This window comes from Bradyrhizobium sp. CCBAU 51745 (genome assembly GCF_028128715.1).
Lineage (GTDB): Bacteria > Pseudomonadota > Alphaproteobacteria > Rhizobiales > Xanthobacteraceae > Bradyrhizobium > Bradyrhizobium manausense.
Genome location: NZ_LBJP01000084.1, coordinates 12,022 through 33,025, shown reverse-complemented (window position 1 = coordinate 33,025; position 21,004 = coordinate 12,022). Strand labels below are relative to the sequence as shown.

Here is a 21,004-nt window from a genome sequence, read left to right as displayed (position 1 = left end):
GGCAAAGCGGAGCGTGCCCACGTATTCTCGCAATCGAGAGAGATGGTGGGCATGGCGCAAGGGCGCCTTTGCCCACCCTACCGCACCGTGCCTGGAGTGGCCCCTACGCCACGCTCTCCAGAAACGCCTCTTCCGCGGCGTACACCGCATCGGGCGTGCCGACATGCATCCAGACGCCGTCGAGGCGCAGGCCGAACAGGCGCTCCTGCTCATTGGCGCGGTCGAACATCTTTGTCAGCGAGAACTCGCCCTGCGGCGCGCCTTCGAAGATCTTCGGCGACAGGATCGCCGCGCCCGCATAGACGAACGGGACGATCTCTTTTTCCTTGCGCTTGCGTAAGGCGCCGTCGGGCAGCATGCCGTAATCGCCGCGGCCGCTATAGCCGATGCTGGTTGCGGTCGGCGCCATCAGCAGCAGGATGTCCATGCTTGCCGGGTCGAAGTTTTCCGCGAGCCGCGTCAAATTGGAGCGCACGCCGTCGATCCACAGCGTGTCGGAATTGACGTGGAAGAACGGCGCATCGCCGAGCAACGGCAGCGCCTTGACCACGCCGCCGCCGGTGCCGAGCACCTGGTCGCGCTCGTCCGAGATGGTCACGCGCGGATGCTGGCGCGCTCTGGTATGCTCGATGATCTGGTCGGGCAGATAGTGCACGTTGACGACGGCGTCGGTGACGCCGGCCTGGGCAAGCTTGTCGAGCACGTGGTCGAGCAGCGGCTGGCCGGCCACCGGCACCATCGGCTTTGGCATCGTGTCCGTCAGTGGACGCATACGCAGGCCGAACCCCGCGGCGAGCACCATGGCTTTGGTCGGTTTGACGGACATGCCTGACTTTCTCGAACCTCAAATTCGCGTTTGCAGCAAACCTAGCACGGACCTGACACGGCCGCACCGCATCTCAACGGCCTTAGCCGGCCGCCGTGACGGTTGTGCGACGTGTGTTGCCGTCACGTCCCGACGGCTGTGGAACGCGCCTTTTTCCTCTTGTCGCCGACTTTCAGGAAATTGACGCCGATCTGGTCGCCATTCACCCAGGCCAGTTCGCAGCGCCGGTACGCAAGTCCCGTCGACGACAGCAGCAGAAAGAATTCCTTCAGATGCAGGCCTTCGACCGAGCCGTCGATGGTCAGCTTGGCACCGCTGTCGGAGACGTCCTCCATGGTGCATTCACGCCGCCAGGTGCCGTCAATGCCCATCATCTGGGCCGAAATCCCGCGTTCGAAAACAACTCTGTTGTTCCCGCGATGATCCGCCTTGACCGCCATCTGCCTCAAGCTCCAGCCCCGTATTTGTCCGGCTGCCCGCGGGGCGATGATACCGGTGTGATGGCTAACAGCCGGTAAACCGGTTCCGGCTCAGGCTTCAGGCGGCCGTTGCGGCGGCGGGACGTTGGCGAGATACCAGTCGCGCAGATGCTCCAGCGCGGGATGCGCCAGCGAGCGCTGCAGATAGGTCCAGATCCGCGGCTGGTGGCGCAGATAATGCGGCTTGCCGTCGCGGCGGTTGAGGCGGGCGAAGGTGCCGAGCAGGCGCGTGTTGCGTTGCGCCGACATGATCGCGTAGAGCTCGGCAAAGCTGGCCGCATCGAAGCTCGCATCATCCTTGCGGCGCGCCTTGATGTAGCGCGACAGCAGCGTCAGCTCGAGGCTCTCGGGCACATCGATGCGGGCGTCCTGCAGCAGCGACACCACGTCATAGGCGTGCGGCCCGAGCACGGTATCCTGGAAGTCGATCACGCCGACGCGCGCCATGCCGGCACGGTCCGCCAGCCAGATCAGATTGGGCGAGTGGTAGTCGCGGATGATCCAGGTCTTTGGCGCGGCCAGCGGCTTCTTCAGGAGCTCGCGCCACATCGCAAAGAATTCCGCGCGCTTCTCACGGCTCAGCGGCGCGTTGCGATCGGGCAGATACCATTCCGGCATCAAGCCGATCTCGATCAGCAGCGCCTCGCTGTCCCAGGCGGGAATGGTATAAGTCTGCCCATCCAGCGGCAGCGTCTCCGGCATCCTCTTGCTGTGGAGCACGGCCAGCACATCGGTCGCGGCTTCATAGCGTTCGGCAATCGGCCGCGGCGGATTGCCTTCGATCACGCCTTCGCTGCCGAAATCCTCCGAGATCAGAAAGCCGTGCTCGAGATTGCAATGGTGGATTTTCGGCGCCGAGATACCTGCCGCGCGCAGGCCTTCGTCGATGGCGACGAACGGCTTGATGTTCTCGGCCAGATGCACCGCGGCGCTGTAGGATTTTCCATTGTAGATCGCGGCACCATCGGGGCGCTGCGGGGAGTTCATCAGGATGACGGCGCGATCGTCGCGGATCAGGCGCGCATAGGAGCGGGTCGAGGCGTCGCCCGGCATGCGCTTGCGCGTCGCGGCAAGATAGCCTGAGGCGTCGAGGAATTCGCGCAGCGTCTTCAGTCGCGCAACAATGGCTGCGCTCTTGCCATAGCCGGTGATGTCGGCGGCGCGCGCATTCGAGCCCAGCGCCGGGCGATGCGTCAGCGCGATGTCGATGCGGTCTTCAGGCATCGCCGCTGGCGCACGCTCGGGCCATTCGATCAGCACCAGCGTCGCATCGGGGAGCGGCGACAGCCCGATCTCCTCGAGCTCGCTCTCGTCCTCGACGCGGTAGAGGTCGGCATGCATCACGGCAAAGGCCGGCAGCTCGTAGCCCTGCACCAGCGTGAAGGTCGGGCTCGGCACTTCCAGCTCGTCGTCGGCGGCGAGGTAACGGATCAGGCCGCGGGCCGCGGCCGTCTTGCCGGCGCCGAGATCGCCTGTCAGCGTGATGGTGTCGCCGGGTCCGACCAGCAGCGCGAGGTCGGCCATCAATTGCGCGGTCGCCGTCTCGTTGTGGAGCGCGACGGAGAGTTTGGCGGGTTCGCTCATTCGGCGGCGTCGCGATGCGCCGCCTGGTCGGTCGGGAAGTCGCAAGTGACGACCGTGCCCTTGCCGACGGCCGAATCCACCTGCACCTTGCCGCCATGCAGCTCGACGAAGGAGCGCACCAGCGACAGGCCGAGCCCGGCGCCGCGATGACGCGAGCCCTGCGAGCGGCTTTCGAACCAGTTGAACACCCTGTCCTTCATGTCAGCGGGTATTCCAGGTCCGGAATCTGTCACAATGAAGACGACGCTGCGCTCGGTGCGTCGCGCGCTGATCCCGACGGTGGAATCCTGCGGCGAGAAGCCGACGGCGTTGGCGAGGAGGTTATAGAGCACCTGCACCACGCGCTTCTCGTCGCCGATGAAGCTGCCGACATCGGGCGCGATCTCGACCTTGAGGCGGATGCGGTCGGTGGCGAGCCGGTCCTGGATACCCTCGGCGGCCAGCTCGATGGTCTTGCTGACGTCGACCGGGCCAAGCTCCAGCTTCATGGCGCCGGCGTCGATGGTGGCGAGATCGAGAATGTTGTTGGTCAGCGCCAGCAGCGCATTGGTCGATTTGGTGACGTAGTCGAGATATTCGGCCTGCTTCGGCGTCAGCGGCCCGGTCGAGGGATCGCTGAGGAAATGCGCGAAGCCGATGATGGTGGTGAGCGGTGAGCGCAGCTCGTAGGAGACGTGGTGGACGAAATCCACCTTCATCTGGTCGGCGGCCTCCAGCGCCTCGTTGCGCTCGCGCAGTGCGCGCTCGACATTCTCGGTGTCGGTGATGTCGAGGAAGGTCAGCATGGTGGCGCCGTCATGCAGCGGACGGATCATGCCGTCGAGCACGCTGCCGTCCTTGCGCTCCAGCTTGATCGGCACATCGCCACGGTTCTCGATCGAGGTGATGGCCTCGCGGATCTGCCGCCACACCACGGGGTCGTCGAACAGCTGATGGCACCAGCCCTCGACGGTCTGGATATGCGGCTCCTCGCGCATGGCATCGTTCGAGAGCTTCCACATCCGCAGGAAAGCCGGATTGAACAGCTGCGCCTTGCCGTTGCTGCCGAACACGGCGACGCCCTCGGCGAGGCTGTCCAGCGTCTCGCGCTGCACCCGGATCATGCCGTCGAAGCGGCGGGCGAGCTCGAGGCTTTCGGTGACGTCGTCGAAGAGGTAGGTGACGCCGCCTTCGGGGTTCGGCGTGGTGACGACCGAGAGCGCGCGGCCGTCGGGCAGGTACCAGGTGTCCTTCGCGGTCTCGACCGCGCGATAGGCCTCGTGCAGCTTGGCCTTCCAGGCGCGGAAGTCAGGCTGCTCCTGCAATTTGCGCGCGGCGCGGAGCTGGTCGAGGACGCTGGAATCGTCTGGGTGGGCGTCGAGGAAATTGCGGTCGAGGTCCCACAGCCGCCGGTAGGAATCGTTGTAGAAGGCAAGGCGCCGCTGGCCGTCGAACACGGCGACGCCTGACGAGAGCTGGTCGAGCGTGCGGCGATGCGCCTCCGCCATCCGCACCAGCGCGGCGCTCAAGGCATCGGCTTCGCTCGCATCGATCGCGACACCGACACTGCCTTGGCCGACATTGACGGAGCGCACGTCGTACATGCGCCGCTCGCCGCCGATCACGATCGGCAGCCGCGAGGTGAACTGGGCGCTGTCCTTCAGGCTGCGCTCCATGGCGGTGCGGTCGGCGCTGTCGAGCAGCTCGAGCTTGCGGTCCTGGGCGTCCGCGATGCTGGTCGCTTCCGTCGCGCGCACATAGGCCGGGTTGGCGAAGGTCAACGCGCCGTTCTCGCCCTTGGCCCAGATCGGCCATGGCGCGGCGGCGGCGAAGCCGCGCAGCATCTCGGTCTCGTCCGAGAGCGCCTGGTAGCGCAGATGGGTCTCGGCGAGATCGCGCCGCAGGCCGGAGAGCTCGCGAATCCGGACGATGGCCTGGCCGCCGATGGCGCGGCCGATCGCTTCCAGCGTACGGCCGTTGGCGGTGGTCAGCGTCAGCTGGAAGCCGTCGCCGCGTTCGCGCAAGCCGTCGACGGCGTGATCCATTTGCAGCGCCGGGTCCGGCGGCAGCCAGGTTCCAAAGGCGAGCACGCGCTGCGGCGACGAATCGCGCGGCAGCACCATGGAGATGTCGCCCGAGATCTGCGCGCGATCATCGCCGGCCGGCCACGAGATCAGGATCTGCGGCTCGGCGAACAGCAGCGCGCCGAAGCGGTCGGTCTGCAACTGAAGTTCCCGGATCCGTTCAAGCAGCGCCGCCTCGTTCTTGGCGGTGCGCACGCGGGTCCGCATCAAGAGGATCGCGGCCACGACCGAGAAGCCGAGCAGAGCCAGCGCGGTGGCCAGCACCGCAAGCTCCTGCCGGTTGAAATCCAGCAATATCGAGAGTGTGTCGACAAGGTCGGCGGCATCAGCCGGCTCAGCCGGCAGCAGCGCTGCGAGAGCGCCTCCGAATAGGCTGTTGCGCACCAAGGAGGAGCACGACAGCAGCGTCCGACGCATCGACACGATCACGCCTGACATAGTTGCCCCAAGACCGCACGAATTGACCTCGCGGCGACCCCCGTCGCGCGCGAATCAAACGACAATACCCCCACCGCGACTCCACCGGTAAGAGTCCAGACCGTGAACGCAAACGCGGCCCCAAAAAAATGCCGGCTGCGGAGTTCCAGCCTCACGTAATTCTGCGGGTGATTCGGCTGGAGTTGTCGTGTGTTAGCGACCAGATGAGATTGTTGCCCCGACTACCGCCCCGTCGAGCCAAACCCGCCGGCGCCGCGATCGGTCGGCGACAGCGTCGCAACCGGAACCAGCGCGGCCTGCACCACCGGCGCGATCACCATCTGTGCGATGCGCTCGCCGCGCTTGATCACGAATGGTGCCTGGCCGTGGTTGATCAGGATCACCTTGATCTCGCCGCGATAGTCGGCATCGACAGTGCCGGGCGAATTCAGCACGGTGACGCCGTGCTTGGCCGCAAGGCCGGAGCGCGGCCGCACCTGCGCCTCATGCCCAGGCGGCAGGGCAATCGCAAGGCCCGTCGGCACCAGCGCATATTGGCCCGGCGCGAGCGTCATCGGCTCGCCCTCCGGCACCGCCGCCATCAGATCGAGGCCGGCGGCCTCCGCGCTCTGGTAGGCCGGCAGCGGCAGGCCGTCCGCGTGGGGCAGGCGCTGCAGTTCGACCGTGACTTTGCTGCTCAAGATGCCGGCTCCAGTGATTTGTCGGCGGATTTGTCGGTCACGCTTTTGACGATATGCGCGACCAGTTCGATAGCGACCTGTTCCTTGGTCATGACAGGCCAGGAATCAACTGTGATCTCGCCGTTATCAGCAGCATTCTTGCTGATCAGGTGCACGGTGTTGCGGTCGCCGCCCATCACGCCTGATGAAGGCGAGACGTCGTTGGCGACGATCCAGTCGCAGCCCTTGCGCGCGAGTTTTGACTTCGCGTTGTCGATGAGATGCTCGGTCTCGGCGGCGAAGCCGATCACCAGCGGCGGGCGCTTGTCGGTCAGTTTCGAGATGGTGGCGAGGATGTCGGGGTTCTCGACCAGCTGCAGCGGCGGCATGCCGGTCGAAGTCTTCTTCAGCTTCTGCTCGCCTTCGACGGCAACGCGCCAGTCGGCGACGGCGGCGGCGAAGATCGCAATGTCGGCAGGAAGCGCCGCCTGCACCTGCTCCAGCATCTGCCGCGCCGATTCCACATGCTTGACGGTGACGCCGGCGGGATCGTCGAGATCGACCGGACCGCTCACCAGGACCACCTCGGCGCCCGCGGCCTGCGCCGCGGCGGCGATGGCAAATCCCTGCTTGCCGGAAGAGCGATTGGCAATATAGCGCACCGGATCGATCGGCTCATGCGTGGGGCCCGCCGTGATCAGCACGCGCTTGCCGGCGAGCGGCCGCGGCACCGGCGGCCGCAGCAGCTTCTCGGCGGCATTGGCGATCTCGATCGCCTCGGACATGCGCCCCATTCCGGCTTCACCAGCTTCCGCCATCTCGCCGGAATTGGGGCCGATCAGCAGCACGCCGTCACGCTGCAGCTGCGCGACGTTGCGGCGGGTCGCGGCGTTGCTCCACATCAGTGGATTCATCGCTGGCGCCAGCAGGATCTTTCTGGAGGTCGCGAGCAGGATGGCGCTGGCAAGATCGTCGGCATGGCCGTTCGCCATCTTTGCCATCAGGTCGGCGGTAGCAGGCGCCACCACGATCAGATCGCAGTCGCGGGCGAGGCGGATATGGCCGGCGTCGAACTCGCTCTGGGGATCGAACAGATCGGTATAGACGCGCTCATGGGAGAGGGCGCTCACCGAGAGCGGGGTGACGAATTGCTCGGCGGCCTTGGTCAGCACGCAGCGGACCTCGATGCGCCGCTCCTTCAGCCGGCGGATCAGGTCGAGCGACTTGTAGGCCGCGATGCCGCCGCCGATGATCAGGGTAACGCTGGCCTCAGGGACGGCACTGGAGCGCTGGGGCGCCGGGGATGCCTCGGGCGGCGCCGAGAACGGCGTCAGCGCCTCCTCGCGGCCCTCGATCAGCTCCCGCAGGATGACCCGGACCTCCTCCTCGACCGAGCGGTGGTTCCTGGCCGAGCGCAGCCGCAAATAGGCTTTGACGGTGTCGTCGAGCTTACGGATGGTCAGGCTTGCCATGACGCCCTCCAGCACGGAATGATAGCGATGCTATCACCTACGTGATTGCAGTGCAATCAAGCTTTCGGCGTCACAGATTCCGGACGGCGATCAGGATGCCGATGAAGGTCACGGCGATGATCCAGACCGCCACGGTGCGCCAGCGGTTCTTGCGGCCCTCGCTGCGGCCCATGGCCGCGATGCTCTCCGGTGACAGATGGAGCCCTTCCCGGGTCATGGTCTCGAGCTGCTCCAGCACCGCGACCGAGCGCTGGGCGATATCAGGCAGGCGCATCAGCACCTTGGCGAGGTCGCCGCCGCCGGCCAGCGCGCCCTGCACACGGCCGAGAGGTCCGAGATTGCGCTCGATCCATTCGCGCACCACGGGGTCGGCGACCTTCCAGATGTCGAGCCTGGGATCGAAGCCGCGCGCCACGCCCTCGACCACGACCATGGTCTTCTGCAGCAGAATCAGCTCGGGCCGCGTCGTCATGTCGAACAGGCCGGTAACCTCCAGCAGCAGCGTCAACAGCCGCGCCATCGAGATTTCCTCGGCAGTGCGGTTGTGGATCGGCTCGCCGATGGCGCGGATGGCCTGCGCAAAATTCTCGACCGAATGATGCGAGGGCACGTAGCCGGCCTCGAAATGCACTTCGGCGACGCGGCGATAATCGCGGGTGATGAAGCCGAGCAGGATCTCGGCCAGGAAGCGCCGCTCCTTCATGCCGAGCCGGCCCATGATGCCGAAATCGACCGCGACGAGACGGCCGGCGTCATCGAGGAACAGATTGCCCGGATGCATGTCGGCGTGGAAGAAGCCGTCGCGCAGCGCGTGGCGCAGAAAACTCTGGATCACCTTGCGGCCGAGATCGGGCAGGTCGACCTGCGCCTCTGCGAGGCGCTTGCGATCGTTCAACGCGATGCCGTCGATCCACTCCATCGTCAGCACGTTGTGCGTGGTGCGATCCCAGTCGACGGCGGGCACGCGGAAATCAGGATCTCCTTCCGTATTCTCCGCCATCTCCGACAGCGCAGCCGCTTCCAGCCGCAGGTCCATCTCCATCGCGACCGAGCGCGACATGGTGTTGATGACTTCGACCAGGCGCAGGCGCCGTGCCTCCGCCGAATAGGCTTCGGCCTTGTGCGCGACGTAGAAGAAATCGGAGAGGTCGCGGCGGAAGCGCGCCGCCACGTTCGGCCTGAGCACCTTGACTGCGACAGGCTTGCGAATGCCGTCGCGCATCACCTCGCCGCGATGCACCTGCGCGATCGAGGCGGCCGCCACCGGCGGGCCGAAGGTGACGAAAATATCCTTCAGCGGCCGTTCCAGCGAGGTCGCGATCGCGGCTTCCGCTTCGGCTTGCGAAAACGGCGGCAGGCGGTCCTGCAGGCTTTCGAGGTCGCGCGCCATGTTGAAGCCGACGACGTCGGGGCGCGTCGCCAGGAATTGGCCGAGCTTGAGATAGGCCGGGCCCATTCGTGTCAGTGCGCGCGAGATCCGCGGCCCCTGCTTGGCGCCGCCGCGTTCGACAAGGCGCGCCAGCTTCAGCGCAAGCTGTCCGGGCGGAGGCACCAGGCTCGGGTCGACGGCGCCGAACACGCCCTCGCGCGCAAACACGAACGCGGCGCGGATCAGGCGCGTGATGTGGGTGATGGCAGAGATCACAAACGCCAGCCCGAATGCAGTGCGACGATGCCGCCGGTCAGGGTCTGCCAGCTCACGCGGGAAAAGCCGGCCTCGCGGATCATGTCGGCGAAGGCGGCAGGCTTCGGAAACTTGCGGATCGATTCGACCAGATACTGGTAGGACTCGGCATCGCCAGTGACCATGCGTCCGAGCGGCGGGATCACCTTGAACGAGAACAGATCGTAGAGCTTGTCGAGACCGGGCACCTCGACGGTGGAGAATTCCAGGCACAGGAAGCGGCTGCCGGGCCTCAGCACGCGATAGGCCTCGCGCAGCGCCTTGTCGATTTGCGGCACGTTGCGGATCCCGAAAGCGATCGTATATGCGTCAAAGCTGCGGTCGGCGAAGGAGAGCGCTTCGGCATTGCCCTCGACGAAATCGACCTGGCCCTCGAGATGGCGCTTGGCCGCACGCTCGCGGCCCACGGCGAGCATGTCGGAATTGATGTCGCAGACCGTGGCGTGGAAGCCGGGGCCCGCCGCCTTGGCAGCCCGGAACGAGATGTCGCCGGTGCCGCCGGCCACGTCGAGCAACGCGAACGGCCGGTCGCCGCGGGGCGGGTCGAGCGTGTTGATCATGATGTCCTTCCAGACCCGGTGCAGGCCACCGGACATCAAATCGTTCATCAAGTCATAGCGCGACGCCACGCTGTGAAACACATCGTTCACCAGCGTCTGCTTGTCCCCCAGGGGAACGTCTTTGAAGCCAAAATGCGTGGTTTCGCCCGGCCGATCCATTACTCTACTCCGTGGAGCGGACCATAGCCCGCCCGCCGCAATGGCGCTATCACACCGCCTCCATAAGGTGAATGCCTGACCATGCCTGAATTGCCCGAAGTCGAGACCGTCCGCCGCGGCCTTCAGCCCGTCATGGAGGGTGCGAAAATCGTCGTCGCGGAGGCCCGCCGGCCGGATTTGCGCTTTCCGTTCCAGCCTGATTTCGTGGCCCGGCTGCAGGGACAGACCGTCACGGGGCTCGGGCGCCGTGCAAAATATCTCATGGCCGATCTCGGCTCCGGCGACGTGCTGTTGATGCATCTGGGCATGTCGGGCTCATTCCGCGTCATCAAGCCCGACAACGAGGCTGTATCAGGCGAGTTTCACTATCCCAAGGGCAAGGACTCCGCGCATGATCACGTGCTGTTTCGGATGTCCTCGGGCGCCGACATCATCTTCAACGATCCCAGGCGCTTCGGTTACATGAAAGTGATCGCGCGCCATGCGCTCGAGGACGAGCCGCTGCTGCGCGGCCTCGGCCCCGAGCCGCTCGGCAACGAGTTCGACGCCGCGATGCTGGCGCGCGCCTGCCAGGACAAGACCACCAGCCTGAAGGCCGCGTTGCTCGACCAGCGCGTGGTGGCAGGGCTCGGCAACATCTATGTCTGCGAAGCGCTGCACCGCGCGCATCTGTCGCCGCGCCGGATCGCCGCGACGCTGTCGACCAAAAAGGGTGAGCCGACGGATCACGCCAAGCGCCTGGTCGCTGCGATCCACACCGTGCTGAACGACGCCATCAAGGCCGGCGGCTCGTCACTGCGCGATCATCGCCAGACCTCGGGCGAGCTCGGCTATTTCCAGCACTCCTTCAAGGTTTATGACCGCGAAGGCGAGACATGCACCACGCCGCGCTGCGGCGGCACGATCAGGCGCTTCACCCAGAACGGCCGCTCGACCTTCTGGTGTCCGAAATGTCAGAAGTGAGGGGGCGCAGCGGGGGAAGACTGTTAGCCCTTTGCAGGACGGCAAACCAACCACGTCATTGCGAGCGCAGCGAAGCAATCCAGAATCCCTGCGCGGAAAGATCCTGGATTGCTTCGCTGCGCTCGCAATGACGGGGATAGAGCGCCGTATCTTGCGAACAGCCGTTTTGCCTGACAAGTCAAACGTCTGCACGCCGTCGCCGCGGCAACGCGGCTGAACGCGGTTCTACTGTGCATGGGGTTGTTTTCGAGATTTTGGTTCGAGGACACATTCGCCCTCGCCAAAAACGCGCGAAGAAATCCGGCCGGGCTGGTGGCCGGATTGCTTCGTCGCTTGGGCTCATTCACCGGATGGCGACCCGCTAGCGCCCTGAGCGATGGCCCCGCTCAGGACGCCAGAACTGTGGTCTCGCCCGCAGACAGCTCGCTGGCTGCATGCAGCACTTCGTGGACCGCCGACAGGACCTGATCAATCAGGAGATTGCCGGCGGAGAGCTCGAGGCGGGTCTCGATCCAGCGCCAGAGGCCGCGGACCTCTTCGGTCGACTTGCCGCTCGGCGCGAACTCGCTGACGGCGAGGCCCGAGGCGAGCGAGTCCTGGTGGTCGTTGCGCATCACGATCAGCGGACGGGCGAGCACGTCAGCGAGATCGAGCGCGGCTTCCTCGGCGAGCGTGTTGGCCGCGTTGTCGATGCGCTGGCCGCGGATCGGCGTCTGGTTCAAGACGAAGCTGTAGGGCCGCTTCCAGGCGCGGGCGACGCTAACGGTGGAGACGGTCGCCTCGATGTCGGCGACGCTCGGGCGGGCCGGGATCAGGCAGAGGTCGGAGTAGCGAATCGCGGCGGTGGTCGCGGCGGACAGGCCGGCTGCGGTGTCGACGATCGCGAGCTGGAGACCGCTGTCGGCCAGCATCTTCAGTCGCGGCGCGAAATCGGCGGCGTGATAGATCGGCTCGACCACGACATCGTCGTTGTTGCGGCGGCGCGACCAGTTGGAGACGGTGCCCTGCGGGTCGGTCTCGATCAGGCGGACGGTGAAGCCGGCCTGCTTGGCAGCCAGCGCGAGGCCGATGGCGAGGGTGCTCTTGCCACTGCCACCCTTTTGGGTGGCGAGTACGATCGTGTGCATGGAGAGTTGAATCCTTTGGAATGCCTGGGTCTTGGGATAGCGCCACGCGAACGTGCATCGTTTGCGATGCTGAGCTCTTCTCGCTCAGGACGTGCCCTGCCCGATCCAAAGGGGACCGCGGATGTCCGAATCAACGGTAGCGATGATGGCAGAATCAGGAATGCCAGCTAATCCGTACCATTACTGGACCCGTAATCCTGCGTGTGATGTGCTCGGTATCGCGAACAAGAAGGACATCAGGCATGGGCGGAAATTGGCGTGACCGGACGGCAACGAGCTTTGAATGCCAGAAGATGCCGGCGGTCTCGAGCCGCGGCATGGTTGTGAGCAACCACCCGCTGGCGTCCAGCGCCGGAGCCGAGATGCTGGCCGCCGGCGGCAACGCTGTCGATGCTGCCATCGCCACGCTGTTCACGCTGACCGTGGTCGAGCCGATGATGGTCGGCATCATCGGCGGCGGCATGGCGCATATCCGTCTCGCCGACGGCAGCCACCGCGTCATCGATGGACAGAGCACCGTGCCCGCTTCGGTGCACGACACCACCTACACGTCGAAGCCGGGCTCGGCCCACGACGTGTTCGACACCGTCGGCAATGAGAACCTCAACGGTCCAAAGGCGGTCGCGACGCCAGGCTCGCTGAAAGCCTGGTGCGAGACGCTGCAACGGTTCGGCACCATGTCGCTTGCCGACGTCCTTCAGCCCGCGATCAAGCATGCCGCGCGCGGCTATGCAGTCACGCCATATTTGCATGAATGCATCAGCGAGAGCGCGGCCACGATGCGCAAGGACAAGCCGATCGCGGCGATCTATTTGCCCGGTGGTGAGCCGCTCAAGGTCGGCGAGCGCGTGGTGCAATCAGAATATGCCGAGACGCTCCGCACCATCGCCGATCACGGCGAGAAGGCTCTTTACGAGGGACCGCTCGGCGACATCCTCGTCGACTACATGGAGAAATCAGGCGGCTTCATCCGCCGCAACGATCTCACCAATTACAAAACCGTCGAGCGGCAGCCGATCCGCGCCGACTATCGCGGCTGGACCATTTTGGGCCCGCCGCCGCCCGCGGCCTCCGGCGTGCACATCGCGCAGATGCTGAATATTCTTGAAGGTTACGACATCGGCCGCCTCGGCTTCGGCACGTCGGAGACGATTCACTACCTCGCCGAGGTTCTCAAGATCGCCTTCGCCGATCGCGCCGCGGCCAGCGGCGATCCTGATTATGTCGGCGTGCCCGTGGAGAAGCTGACCTCGAAGGCCTATGCCGAGGAGCGCCGTCGCACCATCGATCCGGCGCGCGCGCAGGCCTTTGGCGCCGGCGTGACCCAGCTCGAAAGCGCGCACACCACCCACATGACGGCGGCGGACAGCTTTGGCAATGTCGTCGCGACCACGCAGACCATCAACAATCTGTTCGGCGCCAAGATCATGATCCCGGGTCTGGGGGCCATCGCCAACAACTACATGAACCTGTTCGATCCGCGGCCGGGCCATGCCCTGTCGCTTGCGCCGGGCAAGCGCGTGACGACCTCGATGTCGCCGATGATGGCGCTGCGTGACGGCAAGCTGCGCTATGCGCTCGGCCTGCCCGGCGGCAAACGCATCTTTCCGAGCGCGATGCAGGCGCTGGTCAACCTGATCGACCACGGCATGAGCTTGCAGGAAGCGGTCGAAGCGCCGCGGGTCTGGACCGAAGGTAACGCGCTCGAGGTTGAGCACGCCGTGCCGGAGACCGTGCGCGCGAAACTCACCTCGCTTGGTCACAAGGTCCAGCCGGTCGCAACCGTCGCCGGCGGCATGAACGGCATCGCCTTCCACGACGACGGCACCATGACCGGCGCCGCTTGCTGGCGCGCCGACGGCACCCCGATCGGGATCTCCGGCGGGCTCGCGAAGGCGGGGATCAGGTTCAGGCTGAGTTGAGCGCTATTTCCGTACGCAGATCACGCGCACGACGGCGGCTTTCGCATCGGTCGACGTGCCGTTCGCCGTGACGGCGTTCGCCTTCAGGAAATCGCGCACCGTCTCCGCAGAGACCATCACCGCTTGAGACGTCGGCATTGAGGTCGCGGGACCCGCAACCATCGCTGGCTTCAACAAGGCAACACCGAGGAACTTGCCCTCGCCGTCGATGGCCGCGCCGCCGGAGAAGCCGACCGCGGGCGGAGGCGACAGCGCGGAGTCGCTGCTGGTCATCGGCGTCAGCGCGCCCTTGACGCTCGACACGCCGGTCGCGCCGCCCTGGCTCTGCGGATCGGCGATGCCGACGACGTCGACACTCGTCTTCGCCACGCCGCCGGTCAGGCTGAGCGGCTTCAATCCGCGCGCGCCATAGATGTGCAGCAGCGCGAGATCGTGCTCCTTGTCCTCGGCGAGGCGGTCGGCACTGCCATAGCCGCCGATCGTAATGGCAAGGCAGGCGTCGGTGACGAGACGGTCCGCCAGAATCGCGCCGCCGTCGCTGACGACGATACCCGTGCCGTACTCGACGGTCTTGCGCGGCGGCGGCCCGGCTTGCGGCCCCGACGGAAACGCATTGAACGCGCTCGACATCGCGATCACGACCGGCTCGACCGTGTTCTCCATCGCTTGGTCATACAGGATCGTCATGATGCGGACCTCGTCGCCCTTGAACGTGCCGCGCACGTAAAACTTCTTCAGGCCCTGCAACCCTGAAAGCACGAAGAAGTCCGGCTTCACCACGGTGTAGTCGACCTTACGCCCGGCCGGCTCCTTCTTCTCGGTTTCAGCAAGTTTTGCGGTGGTCGGATTCGCCTCCTTGCGGCGGTTCAGCAGCACCTGCACCGTGCCGGTCGGCGAGCTCCATTTCGAGCCATTGGCGTCGGTCGCCTGATTGGGCACCAGCTTGGAGGGAATGCCGAGCCGCGCGCCGCTGGTCATCTCCGTCACGATCTTCCAGCCGACGCTGTCTTGCTTGCGCCGGGCGGTCTCGGCCAGCGCGGCGCGCTCCTGCGGATTGAGCACGCCGGTCGGCTTGCCGCCCTTGGCCTTCTGGTACTCCTTGATGGCATCGACCATGCGCGAGCTGACGTCGCCGGTGATGGCGCCGTTATATTGCCCGACCCAGGCAAGGTCGGACTGGAGCGCCAGCCGCTCGGCCTGCGCCATCGCGTCGGCTGTTTCCGACGGTGTTTGCAGGGCGGGCGGCTTGATCGGAACGGTCTGGACCAACTTCGGCTTGGTGCCGGGGATCGGGGGCGTTGTCATCTGGGCGCCGGCGCCTGTGGCGGACGCCAACATCAGTGTTGCCGCAAGCATCGATCTCATGACAAATCCAGCCAGCCCATTGAACGCGCAGCCATTGAAGCACATCTCGTTGGTCGCGAACAATGTTGGGCTGGTTCAGGAGTAAGAGACGGTGCTGAGCCCGGACGAACTCGAACGCTATGCCCGCCATATCGTGCTGCGCGATGTCGGCGGTCCCGGCCAGGCCGCGCTGAAGCGGGCCTCCGTGCTGGTGATCGGCGCCGGCGGGCTCGGCGCGCCTGCGCTGATGTATCTGGCCGCCGCCGGCGTCGGCACGCTCGGCGTGGTCGATGACGACGTGGTGTCGCTGTCAAATCTCCAGCGCCAGGTCATCCACACCACGCCCGACATCGGCCGGCACAAGGTCGAGAGCGCGGCTGAGCGGATCGCCGAACTCAATCCGCATGTTCGCTTCGTCGGCCACGCCACCTGGCTCAATGCCGACAATGCGCTCTCGCTGATCGGCGATTACGATCTCGTGCTCGACGGGTCCGACAATTTCTCGACGCGCTATCTGGCCTCAGACGCCTGCTTCTTCGCCAAGCGGCCGCTGATCACGGCGGCGCTCGGTACCTTCGATGGCTCGCTCACCACCATCCGCGCGCATGAGACCAACGAGCAGGGCGAATTCAATCCGACCTATCGCTGCCTGTTTCCGGAACCGCCGCCGCCCGGCACCGTGCCGGCCTGCGCCGAGGCCGGCGTCATGGGCGCGCTTGCGGGCGTGATGGGCTCGATGATGGCGCTGGAGGCGATCCGCGAGATCGTCGGTTTCGGCGAGGGCCTCGTCGGCCGCCTTCTGATGATCGATGCGCGCGCGATGCGCTTCGAGACGCTGCGCTACGCCCGCGATCCCGCCAATCCGCTCAACGGCGATGGGCCCGTGTTCGAGGATCTCAGCGTGCACCGCGAGTGAGGGCGATCAGTTTCAAGCCTTACAGCATGCTCGGCAGCACGCGATCCGGCGGCTTGTGGGCGTCGAGGAAGGTGCGGATGTTGATGATCACCTTCTCGCCCATCTCGACCCGGCCTTCGATCGTGGCCGAGCCCATATGTGGCATCAGTATCACCTTGCCGGCCTTCGCAAGCCGCACCAGCTTCGGATTGACTGCGGGCTCGTGCTCATAGACGTCGAGAGCGGCGCCGCCGATCTCGCCGCCTTCGATCAGCTTGATCAGCGTGTCTTCGTCGGTGACTTCGCCGCGCGCGGTGTTGACGATGTAGGCGTCCTTGCGGATCAGCTTCAGCCGTCGCGCCGACAACAGATGATAGGTCGCCGGCGTATGCGGACAATTCACCGAGATGATGTCCATCCGCGCCAGCATCTGGTCGAGGCTCTCCCAATAGGTCGCGCCAAGCTCTTCGGCGATCTTCGGCGCGACGGGACGGCGGTTGTGATAGTGGATCTGGAGGCCGAAGGCGCGGGCCCGGCGCGCGACCGCTTGGCCGATGCGGCCCATGCCGATGATGCCGAGGCGCTTGCCGCCGATGCGGTGGCCCAGCATCCAGGTCGGCGACCAGCCGGCCCAGGGCTTTCCTTCCGTCAGCACCGAGGCGCCTTCGATCATCCGGCGCGGCACGGCCAGGATCAGCGCCATGGTCATGTCGGCGGTGTCTTCGGTCAGCACCTTCGGCGTGTTCGTCACAGTGATGCCGCGGGCATGGGCGGCCTCGACATCGATATTGTCGACGCCGTTGCCGAAATTGGCGATCAGCTTCAGCTTGCAGTCGGGCTGGTTGACGATGTCGGCGCTGATGTGATCGGTGACCGTTGGAACCAAGATGTCGGCGGTGCGCGCGGCTTCGGCGAGCCGCTCGGCCGACATCGGCGTGTCGTCGAGATTGATGCGTGCGTCGAACAGTTCGCGCATCCGGGTCTCGATCGAGTCCGGCAGCTTGCGCGTCACGACGACGAGGGGCTTTTTCTTCACCGACATGTCCTGCCCTCATGAGGCGTTGCAGGCCGCCTTTGTCCGCCAAAGGCCGGCTGTTGAGGCCTCATTAACCCGGTTGTTCGACACTGGCTTTGCCGTGTCGTCCCCGGCGTTTCCTTCAAGCTTTCCCGAGATTTCCGGCCGGAAAATCGGGGCAAACTGGTTGTTCAAGCGTCCGTCCTCTCTAGCAGAAGGCCGGGCCAAGACAAGTTGGCTTCGGGAACACCCGCGTGGGGCGGGAGAGGGGCGTTGCGCGGCGGGTTTTGGAATTTGGGGTGAGGACCCGGTTCAGCCGGGTCTTCGACAGGAGACGGTTGATGGCGTTGGGGCGTTTTTGTTCGGTGATGGCGCTCGTTTGCACCTGGTGGAGCGCCTCGGTCGGCCCCTCGCACTCGGCCAAGGACACCACGCCCCAGACCGCCAGCGGCCTGCCGGTGCCGCGCTACGTCAGTCTCAAATCGGATCACGTCAACGTCCGCGCCGGCCCGACCAAGGACAATGATGTGGCCTGGGTCTACACCCGTGCCGGTCTGCCGGTCGAAATCACCGCCGAGTTCGAGAACTGGCGCCGGGTGCGCGATTCCGAAGGCGCCGAGGGCTGGGTCTATCACTCCCTGCTGTCGGGACGCCGCACTGCGGTGGTCACCATGAAGAACAAGGACGAGCTCGCGCCGATCTATGACCGCGCCGATCCCGACAGCGCGGTGGCCGCAAAGCTCCAGGCCGGCGTCGTGGCGACAGTGAAAAAATGCACCACCAGCTGGTGCCACGTCACCGGCAACGGCTTTGACGGCTGGATCCAGCAGGAGCGCCTCTGGGGCGTCTATGCCGACGAGCAGGTGAATTGACCCGAAGGCGTCATCCCGGGATGGCGCGAAGCGCCAGACCCGGGATCTCGAGATTCTCAGGTGCGCAAGTGCGCACCATAGTTCGGTGCTGTGCACCGCCCCGGAATGACGAGCTGAAAGGAAATGGCCGGGACAAGCCCGGCCATGACGATCTAACTGGCAGTTGAAGACCGCTTCAGCGCTTCTTGCGCAGGCGCACGACCATGTCGATGCGCGCGATCTCGTAGCCCTCCGGCACCTCCGGCATCTTGGACAGCGCCAGATGCGGATCCTCGATATCGACCAGCTCGTGGCTGTTCTCGAGGTAGTAATGGTGGTGGGTGGTGACGTTGGTGTCGAAATAGGTCTTGGTGCCGTCGACACTGACCTGGCGCAGCAGGCCGGCATCGGTCAGCTGGTTCAGCGTGTTGTAGACGGTCGCGAGCGAGACCGGAACCTTGGCTAGCGTCGCTTCCTCATAGAGCATTTCAGCCGTGAGATGGCGCGCGCCCTTGCCGAACAGCAGCCAGCCGAGCGCCATACGCTGACGCGTCGGGCGCAGACCGGCAGATTGGAGCATTTCGTTGACGTCGTGCCAGGGGCAGCCGGTCAGGGCCGGCTGGCGGCCGGACAGAAGGGCCGCATGGGCATCTTCGTCGTGACGGATCGCGTTATTTTCGCTCATTTCCAGAATTCGGGCACGCGTGAACACTATCTGTCTGCAATATATGGACAGATAGATGCAGATGCAAGTTTCTCGCAACTAGACTGGTTCTAATCAGCGAGGAACCGGCCCGAAGCTCCGTCATTTTACCTTCATGGGACGGCTTTGCTACCCGAAAAGGCCTGTGTTAGAGAGCGCGCGGTTCCGCCCAACCGATTTTGGCGCGGCCAGGCATTGGGGCCCGGCCCGCGGCCGATCCGGCTCTCGGTATTGGCGCCTGAGGACGGCAATCGGTGTTGCCGTCCGAGCAGGACGGGGCCCATTTTTGCCAGAAACGCCGCTCAATCGGGGTTCAAACAGAGGCTTCCGCATGCTGAACAGGCGCAACGGTTACGAATACGAAGATTTGCTGGCATGTGCCCGCGGTGAGATGTTCGGCCCGGGCAATGCGCAATTGCCGCTGCCGCCGATGCTGATGTTCGACCGCATCACGGAAATTAACGACAATGGCGGCGAATTCGGCAAGGGCCTGGTGCGCGCCGAGCTCGACGTGAAGGCCGACCTCTGGTTCTTCGGTTGCCACTTCAAGAACGATCCGGTGATGCCGGGATGCCTCGGACTTGATGCGCTGTGGCAAATGGTCGGCTTTTATCTGGGCTGGATCGGTGGCGAAGGTCGCGGCCGTGCGCTTGGCCTCAGCGAATTGAAGTTCGGCGGCCAGGTGCTGCCCGAGGCCCGCAAGGTTGTGTACAATGTCGATATCAAGCGCGTGATGCGTTCAAAGCTGGTGCTCGGCATTGCCGACGGATGGCTTTCGGTCGACGACCAGATTATTTATCGCGCCAAGGACCTGAAGGTCGGCCTGTTCAAGCAGGGCACGAGCCTGGGCTAAGCACATCACCAAGAAGACAACGATTTAGGCGAGGCTGTCATGAGGCGGGTTGTGGTCACCGGGATGGGTATCGTCTCGTCGATCGGAAACAACACCCAGGAAGTGCTTGCAAGCCTTCACGAGGCGAAGTCGGGCATTTCGCGGGCCGAGAAATATGCCGAGCTCGGTTTCCGCTCGCAGGTGCAAGGTGCGCCCACGCTCGATCCTTCGACGGTCGTCGATCGCCGTGCGATGCGTTTCCTCGGCCAGGGTGCCGCGTGGAATCACATCGCCATGGAGCAGGCGATCCAGGACTCCGGTCTGTCGCCGGACGAAGTCTCCAACATTCGCACCGGTATCATCATGGGCTCCGGCGGTCCGTCCGCCCGCACCATCGTCGAAGCCGCCGACATCACCCGCAGCAAGGGACCGAAGCGCGTCGGTCCGTTTGCGGTGCCGAAGGCGATGTCGTCCACGGCGTCGGCAACGCTTGCGACCTGGTTCAAGATCAAGGGCGTGAACTATTCGATCTCCTCGGCCTGCGCGACGTCGAACCATTGCGTCGGCAATGCCTATGAGACGATCCAGATCGGCAAGCAGGACGTCATCTTCGCCGGCGGCTGCGAGGAGCTCGACTGGTCGTTGTCGGTGCTGTTCGACGCCATGGGTGCGATGTCCTCGAAGTACAACGACACGCCCGCCACCGCCTCGCGTCCCTATGACGTCAACCGCGACGGCTTCGTCATCGCCGGCGGCGCCGGTGTGCTGGTGCTGGAAGAGCTCGAGCACGCCAAGGCGCGCGGCGCGCGGATCTACGGCGAGATCGTCGGCTATGGCGCGACCTCGGACGGCTACGACATGGTCGCGCCGTCGGGTGAAGGTGCCGAGCGCTGCATGCGCATGGCGATGTCGACGGTGAAGACCAAGGTCGACTACATCAACCCGCACGCGACCTCCACGCCGGCCGGCGACCCGCCGGAAATCGACGCGCTCCGTCGCGTGTTCGGCGCCGGCGAGAAGTGCCCGCCGATCTCGGCGACCAAGGCGCTGACCGGCCACTCGCTGGGCGCGACCGGCGTGCAGGAGGCGATCTATTCGCTGCTGATGATGAACAACGGCTTCATCTGCGAGAGCGCGCACATCCAGGAGCTCGATCCCGTGTTTGCCGACATGCCGATCGTGCGCAAGCGCATCGACAACGTCAAAATCGGCACCGTGCTGTCGAACTCGTTCGGCTTCGGCGGCACCAACGCCACGCTGGTGTTCAGCCGGATGGACGTGTGACGGTGCACGCTGTCATGCCCCGCCTAGTGCGCAATTGCGCACGGGAGCGGGGCATCCAGTACGCCGCGGCTTCTCGATTTCTCACGACGGTCTCTGGAATACTGGATCGCCCGCCCCAGTGCGCAAGCGCGCACGAGGCGGGCG

The 21,004-nt window shown here is 65.2% G+C and carries 18 protein-coding genes; 6 read left to right on the top strand and 12 right to left on the bottom strand.

What is annotated here, in order from left to right; all coding sequences use genetic code 11:
* Positions 1-103: 103 nt before the first annotated feature.
* From XH98_RS24700 to ubiE, 8 genes are all read right to left on the bottom strand, one after another.
* Positions 104-826 (bottom strand): nucleotidyltransferase family protein, encoded by a 723-nt coding sequence (locus tag XH98_RS24700; RefSeq protein ID WP_271620195.1) that lies wholly within the window; start codon positions 824-826, stop codon positions 104-106.
* Positions 827-948: 122 nt separating this feature from the next.
* Entirely contained in the window at positions 949-1,266 is a 318-nt protein-coding gene (locus tag XH98_RS24695) for a PilZ domain-containing protein (RefSeq protein WP_271620194.1), read from the bottom strand.
* A gap of 90 nt (positions 1,267-1,356) precedes the next feature.
* Positions 1,357-2,889 (bottom strand): tRNA (adenosine(37)-N6)-threonylcarbamoyltransferase complex ATPase subunit type 1 TsaE, encoded by a 1,533-nt coding sequence (gene tsaE, locus XH98_RS24690; protein WP_271620193.1) that lies wholly within the window; start codon positions 2,887-2,889, stop codon positions 1,357-1,359.
* A complete protein-coding gene (locus tag XH98_RS24685; RefSeq protein ID WP_271600317.1) occupies positions 2,886-5,390 on the bottom strand; it encodes a PAS domain-containing sensor histidine kinase in 2,505 nt (834 codons plus the stop codon). The genes tsaE and XH98_RS24685 overlap by 4 nt, the downstream gene beginning before the upstream one ends.
* Positions 5,391-5,611: 221 nt before the next feature.
* Positions 5,612-6,070 carry a dUTP diphosphatase gene (dut, locus tag XH98_RS24680; protein WP_271600318.1) on the bottom strand — a complete coding sequence of 153 codons (459 nt, stop codon included), beginning with the start codon at positions 6,068-6,070 and terminating at the stop codon, positions 5,612-5,614.
* Positions 6,067-7,521, bottom strand: a complete 1,455-nt coding sequence (gene coaBC / locus XH98_RS24675) for a bifunctional phosphopantothenoylcysteine decarboxylase/phosphopantothenate--cysteine ligase CoaBC (RefSeq protein WP_271620192.1) — start codon at positions 7,519-7,521, stop codon at positions 6,067-6,069. Before coaBC ends, dut begins: the two co-directional genes overlap by 4 nt.
* Before the next feature lie 70 nt (positions 7,522-7,591).
* On the bottom strand, positions 7,592-9,166 hold the full coding sequence (ubiB, locus tag XH98_RS24670) for a 2-polyprenylphenol 6-hydroxylase (RefSeq protein ID WP_271620191.1): 1,575 nt from the start codon (positions 9,164-9,166) through the stop codon (positions 7,592-7,594).
* Positions 9,163-9,924: a bifunctional demethylmenaquinone methyltransferase/2-methoxy-6-polyprenyl-1,4-benzoquinol methylase UbiE gene (ubiE, locus tag XH98_RS24665; RefSeq protein WP_271600321.1), complete on the bottom strand. Its 762-nt coding sequence runs from the start codon at positions 9,922-9,924 to the stop codon at positions 9,163-9,165. The genes ubiB and ubiE overlap by 4 nt, the downstream gene beginning before the upstream one ends.
* Positions 9,925-10,005: 81 nt before the next feature.
* Here ubiE and mutM point away from each other — a divergent pair, with 81 nt between their 5' ends.
* Positions 10,006-10,887 carry a bifunctional DNA-formamidopyrimidine glycosylase/DNA-(apurinic or apyrimidinic site) lyase gene (gene mutM / locus XH98_RS24660; RefSeq protein WP_271620190.1) on the top strand — a complete coding sequence of 294 codons (882 nt, stop codon included), beginning with the start codon at positions 10,006-10,008 and terminating at the stop codon, positions 10,885-10,887.
* Positions 10,888-11,273: 386 nt separating this feature from the next.
* On the opposite strand, the gene XH98_RS24655 is transcribed toward mutM, so the two are convergent.
* On the bottom strand, positions 11,274-12,014 hold the full coding sequence (locus XH98_RS24655; protein ID WP_271620189.1) for a ParA family protein: 741 nt from the start codon (positions 12,012-12,014) through the stop codon (positions 11,274-11,276).
* Positions 12,015-12,256: 242 nt separating this feature from the next.
* On the opposite strand from XH98_RS24655, the gene ggt reads away from it, so the two are divergent.
* Positions 12,257-13,936: a gamma-glutamyltransferase gene (ggt, locus tag XH98_RS24650; RefSeq protein WP_271620188.1), complete on the top strand. Its 1,680-nt coding sequence runs from the start codon at positions 12,257-12,259 to the stop codon at positions 13,934-13,936.
* 3 nt (positions 13,937-13,939) lie between these two features.
* Here the strand turns inward: ggt and XH98_RS24645 are convergent, their stop codons facing one another.
* A complete protein-coding gene (locus XH98_RS24645; protein WP_271620187.1) occupies positions 13,940-15,301 on the bottom strand; it encodes a serine protease in 1,362 nt (453 codons plus the stop codon).
* A gap of 91 nt (positions 15,302-15,392) precedes the next feature.
* Here XH98_RS24645 and XH98_RS24640 point away from each other — a divergent pair, with 91 nt between their 5' ends.
* Entirely contained in the window at positions 15,393-16,196 is an 804-nt protein-coding gene (locus tag XH98_RS24640; protein ID WP_057752341.1) for a HesA/MoeB/ThiF family protein, read from the top strand.
* Positions 16,197-16,215: 19 nt separating this feature from the next.
* On the opposite strand, the gene XH98_RS24635 is transcribed toward XH98_RS24640, so the two are convergent.
* Entirely contained in the window at positions 16,216-17,217 is a 1,002-nt protein-coding gene (locus XH98_RS24635) for a 2-hydroxyacid dehydrogenase (RefSeq protein ID WP_057752344.1), read from the bottom strand.
* Positions 17,218-17,531: 314 nt separating this feature from the next.
* On the opposite strand from XH98_RS24635, the gene XH98_RS24630 reads away from it, so the two are divergent.
* Positions 17,532-18,062 carry an SH3 domain-containing protein gene (locus XH98_RS24630; protein ID WP_057752347.1) on the top strand — a complete coding sequence of 177 codons (531 nt, stop codon included), beginning with the start codon at positions 17,532-17,534 and terminating at the stop codon, positions 18,060-18,062.
* 175 nt (positions 18,063-18,237) lie between these two features.
* Here XH98_RS24630 and irrA read toward each other — a convergent pair whose 3' ends face one another.
* Positions 18,238-18,726: an iron response transcriptional regulator IrrA gene (irrA, locus tag XH98_RS24625; RefSeq protein ID WP_057752350.1), complete on the bottom strand. Its 489-nt coding sequence runs from the start codon at positions 18,724-18,726 to the stop codon at positions 18,238-18,240.
* A gap of 349 nt (positions 18,727-19,075) precedes the next feature.
* Between irrA and fabA the strand changes: the two genes are divergently transcribed.
* Both fabA and fabB read left to right on the top strand, forming a co-directional pair.
* Positions 19,076-19,597 (top strand): bifunctional 3-hydroxydecanoyl-ACP dehydratase/trans-2-decenoyl-ACP isomerase, encoded by a 522-nt coding sequence (gene fabA / locus XH98_RS24620; RefSeq protein ID WP_057752353.1) that lies wholly within the window; start codon positions 19,076-19,078, stop codon positions 19,595-19,597.
* A 39-nt stretch (positions 19,598-19,636) separates the two neighbouring features.
* A complete protein-coding gene (fabB, locus tag XH98_RS24615; protein WP_057752357.1) occupies positions 19,637-20,860 on the top strand; it encodes a beta-ketoacyl-ACP synthase I in 1,224 nt (407 codons plus the stop codon).
* The last annotated feature ends 144 nt before the right edge of the window (positions 20,861-21,004 follow it).